4 protein-coding genes are annotated in these 4,238 nt (G+C 50.9%); 2 read left to right on the forward strand and 2 right to left on the reverse strand.

The window, feature by feature from the left end; genetic code table 11:
- Window positions 1-195 (forward strand): hypothetical protein (locus ACTHMC_RS16365; protein WP_440414622.1); only part of this gene is annotated, 195 nt, incomplete at its 5' end.
- Between the two features lie 218 nt (window positions 196-413).
- On the opposite strand, the gene dacB is transcribed toward ACTHMC_RS16365, so the two are convergent.
- Both dacB and ACTHMC_RS16375 read right to left on the reverse strand, forming a co-directional pair.
- A complete protein-coding gene (dacB, locus tag ACTHMC_RS16370; protein ID WP_440414624.1) occupies window positions 414-1,793 on the reverse strand; it encodes a D-alanyl-D-alanine carboxypeptidase/D-alanyl-D-alanine endopeptidase in 1,380 nt (459 codons plus the stop codon).
- A 24-nt stretch (window positions 1,794-1,817) separates the two neighbouring features.
- Window positions 1,818-2,954 (reverse strand): arginase family protein, encoded by a 1,137-nt coding sequence (locus ACTHMC_RS16375; RefSeq protein ID WP_440414626.1) that lies wholly within the window; start codon window positions 2,952-2,954, stop codon window positions 1,818-1,820.
- Window positions 2,955-3,022: 68 nt separating this feature from the next.
- On the opposite strand from ACTHMC_RS16375, the gene pheS reads away from it, so the two are divergent.
- Window positions 3,023-4,051 (forward strand): phenylalanine--tRNA ligase subunit alpha, encoded by a 1,029-nt coding sequence (gene pheS, locus ACTHMC_RS16380; protein WP_440414628.1) that lies wholly within the window; start codon window positions 3,023-3,025, stop codon window positions 4,049-4,051.
- Window positions 4,052-4,238: the final 187 nt, after the last annotated feature.

Genomic DNA, 4,238 nt, shown 5'->3' on the forward strand with positions numbered 1-4,238 from the left:
ATCATGGTTGCGGGTATATCGCAAGCAAATAGATACCATGGGACCATAGAACTGTTTGTACAACTGTTCCTGGCACCGCCGGTCGTTATTGATACAACCGGTGATCATCTCTATATCGGCAAGGCTCCCTGCCAAAAGACCTCCTGTATTGAGTGGTTCACTGCTGAGCAGCAGCCGGAGCGTAATCGCTCTTAAGCTGAACGATCCAACCGGGGCAATATTGCCTTTTAATGGTCGGATTATTTTTAACCTGCTATGCGCTGGAATATTTTACGGGTGCGGGTTGCGAAGGGTTGGGTGCGTTCCCGGGTTTGATTTGGAACAGGAATAGATCAACGGGCTTTTTTTGTCTCCGGCAGCGGTGAACAGGCCGATAGAATAGGATGAGTTTTGAAACTGCAAAAGGCTCTGTATCAATTGTTCTTCCGGATCTCCGTCAGAAAGGCCTCCACTTTTCTCCTGATGGTCACGGGATTGCCGTTGTGATTGTTCACCAGTACGGAAAAGATCAGTTTTTTATTCTGTTGGGTGATGAGGAAGCCGCTTAAGGCCACCACTCCGCTCAGGGTGCCGGTTTTGGCGTATACATAACCGCTGTCCGCGTTGTAGTAATTCTTAAGTGTGCCTTTGCCGCCTGTAGCCAGAATCCCTTTGAGACGTTCCATACCGAATTCTTTTTCCATTTTTTGCAGGATGGCCACAAAGTCTTCAGGCGTGAAAAGATTGAAACGGCTCAGGCCGCTGCCATCCGCCCAGGAGGGAGGATGTGGCAGGTCTTTCAGGTCTGTTTGCAGTAGCGTATCGATGAGCTTTCTTTCATTGAATTCCTGCAACAGCTGATAGCTTACCATTTGCAGACACTGGTCCGCAAAGAAGTTATCGCTGCGGTACATCATGGGCTTCAGCAGGGAGTCCAGTGGCTGGGATGCAATATTACCCAGGCTGATCAGTTGCAGCCCTGCACGATAGAATTTGCGGAGTGTGGCATTGGAGGTTTCTCCTATTTCTTTGCCAACAGTATCAGGCAGCAGTTCCAGTGCGGCTTGCAGGCCTCCGGTAACAAAAGGCACATGCTGTGTGGCCTTTGCCTGCGAGCTCTGTGTAACATGGAATATGTTTTCGCTGAGGGCCCGTTGTACATTGAAGGTGGCGGCGGTATCAGCCGTGAAGCGCACCTTCCAGTTCACTTCAGGGTTGGAATAAAGAGATGGCGAAGGCAGGAATCCATTGGCATCGCGTACCACGGGCTGGTTGTATTCCTGCACCCATTCCACCACATTGCCATATACGGGAAGCGGGCTTCGCTCCACCATGTAATCATCGTTATAATCATCCCAGCTCCATCCTCTGCCCCATGCTTCTGATTTCCAGATGGGCTTGTTGATGTACAGTGGTTTCTTCGACTGTTGCAGAAACCGGATCACCGGCTGGTTGCGATAATCGGGATGCAGCAATGTGGGATCTCCTGTTGGTATGAGGAAGATGGCTGTGTCGTTCTCGAAATACTGAATGCCCGTGAGACTGTCTCCGAGGTATTTCATGGCTGCATAGCAGCTGAAAAGCTTCACGTTACTGGCTGGTGTGAAATATTTATTACCCTGGTAATTGTGCAGGAATTTACCGGTTGAAGGATCATACACGGCAACGCCCACCTGTGCCTGCTGCAGGGTGGAATCATTCAGCAGATGTTCCTGCACGTAATCAGGCCTGCTATTGTTGCCAGGAATACGGGAGGTGGTGCAGGCAGATGCCAAAAGGATAATGACCAGGGAACTCCAGGAACAGACTTTCATAACACCAATATAGTGATTTCTGCTTTAGCTTCTTTCCTGCGCGCGGAGCCAGCGTTCCGGGATCTCGTTGCTGCTGGCCAGCAGGTAATCCTTGTAGGAGCAGGCGATGAACTGCTGATCGGGCAGTTGCATCCACCAGCGGCCGGTGCGTTTGCTTTGAAGGAATACTGTTTCTATTTCTGCAAAAGCGATAGTGAATTCGTTGAAGGATTCTTTCTCATCGAGTTTGGCCTCACGTTGTCCGCGGCTTCTGCCATCGATGAGGTACCAGAGCATATGACTGATCTGCTTGGCGGTGAGGTTGTCGCGGTCCTTTTCTGCCAGGTAGCCGTAGATACCTACTGTGTTTATATTTGGACTGAGCCCTGCATATCTCATCAGGATGCAGGCTTCTTCCCCGTTGAATCCGTTGGGGGTGATGCCGTTTGCCGGTGCGAATGCATGGGCGATGGCTGCAATATCGAAACTGAATAGTTCGGCGTTGCGGATCACGGGCTCCATTTCTTCGATGGCTTCTTTGATATGACCAACGCGGAAGCAGTCGAACCGGAGCTTGTCCATGGTTTCCAGCATACGCGGGTGAACGTAATAGCTCTGGAATCCCACGTGATTGTAATGGCGGATAAAATTGGGCTCTGTGGTGAGCATTTCCATGAGGAAATTCTTGTCGCGCTGACGCGAATCGATATCCAGGTCTATGAGTGCGTCCACACACACTGCCTCGATGATCTGTTCCTGATCTGCATACATCCGGTACTGCGCCATGGTAAGATCGTGGGTGCCGCCGAGGATCACCACCAGTTTACCCGCAGCGGTGAGGGCACCGGCTACGGTTTTGAGGGCGGCATAGGTATCGTTGAGGGAGGCACCTCGTTTCACATTGCCCACATCGGCTATGCGGATATCCGTATGCCAGTAGAAAAGCTGGTAGAATTCCGCCCTGATGGTATCGGGGGAATCGGTACTGTGCACATTGATGCCTGCTCCGCGGGAATCTCCGCAGCCTACCAGGACAATATCAGCCAGTTCCAGTTCCGGCATTGTTTCTTCGTAAACATCGATGATCTTTCCAAATTGTCCATCCTTATAGTCCTCGTCCAGTGAGAGCATGGCCCTGTTTATGGGGTCCAGGAAGTCACTTATGTTCAATATATCCGACATGGCTGCAATATAATCCGAAAGTTGGAATTTGATGCCGGGCAGCGGCCCCGTTTTCTTATCTTTGCCATATGGAGCAATTGTTACAACAGATAGCAGCTTACAAGCAGGAAATTGAAAATACCCCCACCAATGGAGCCGAGTCATTGGAAGCCTACCGGATAAAATTCCTGGGAACCAAAGGCATTGTCAAGAACCTCTTCGCTGAAATGAAGAATGTTCCCGCGGACCAGAAAAAAGAATTCGGACTTGTTCTGAATGAGTTCAAGCAACTGGCTGAAGGAAAATATGATACCTGGAAAGAACAGCTGGGCGGCGATTCGCATACGGCCGACTCTATGGATGTTTCCCTTCCCGGTGATACCCTTACCCTCGGAACCCGTCATCCGATCAACTTATTCCTGAATCATGTGATCAGCATTTTCAACCGCCTCGGCTTTTCCACTGCGGAAGGTCCGGAGATTGAAGACGACTGGCACAATTTCACCGCCCTCAATATTGCAGAGAACCATCCTGCGCGCGACATGCAGGATACTTTCTATATTCAGCAGAATCCTGACTGGGTGCTGCGCACGCACACCAGCAATACGCAGATCCGCAATATGGAGAAGGGCTCACTGCCGTTGCGCATCGTTTGTCCCGGCCGCGTTTACCGCAACGAGACCATCAGCGCACGCAGCCACTGTTTCTTCCACCAGATCGAAGGATTGTACATCGATGAGAACGTGTCTTTCGCTGACCTGAAGCAAACCCTCTACTTCTTTGTGCAGGAGATGTATGGAAAGGATATCAAGATCCGTTTCCGTCCGAGCTACTTCCCCTTCACCGAGCCGAGTGCAGAGATGGACGTACAGTGCCTGATCTGTTATGGAGCAGGCTGCCCGGTGTGCAAGCGCACCGGCTGGCTGGAGATCCTGGGATGTGGTATGGTGCATCCGAAAGTGCTGGAGAATTGCAAGATCGATCCGAATAAGTACACCGGCTTTGCATTCGGTATGGGCATTGACAGGCCGGCGATGCTGAAGTACGGGATCAATGATATCAGGTTGTTCAGTGAGACTGATGTGCGGTTCCTGAAGCAGTTTACACCGATAACGTAGCGAACGTAAAGTTCCTTACAATAAAAAACGGCGATCTGTTATTAGCAGATCGCCGTTTTTATCTGGTTACGTTTTATCAGAGTGTTACGGTCGCGGGCGGGCCCGCCCGGGGCCGCTGTTTTGTGGTGTGTTGGGCGGGGTTTTTTTTGGGGTGGGCACCGTAAAGAAGTTAAAAACGGGGGCGCCG

This window comes from Pseudobacter sp. (genome assembly GCF_051955275.1).
In the GTDB taxonomy this organism is placed as follows: Bacteria; Bacteroidota; Bacteroidia; order Chitinophagales; family Chitinophagaceae; genus Pseudobacter.

Coding starts and splice junctions, on each gene's coding strand:
- dacB (WP_440414624.1), bottom strand. CDS start 1,793: ATGAAAGTCTGTTCCTGGAGTTCCCTGGTCATTATCCTTTTGGCATCT.
- ACTHMC_RS16375 (WP_440414626.1), bottom strand. CDS start 2,954: ATGTCGGATATATTGAACATAAGTGACTTCCTGGACCCCATAAACAGG.
- pheS (WP_440414628.1), top strand. CDS start 3,023: ATGGAGCAATTGTTACAACAGATAGCAGCTTACAAGCAGGAAATTGAA.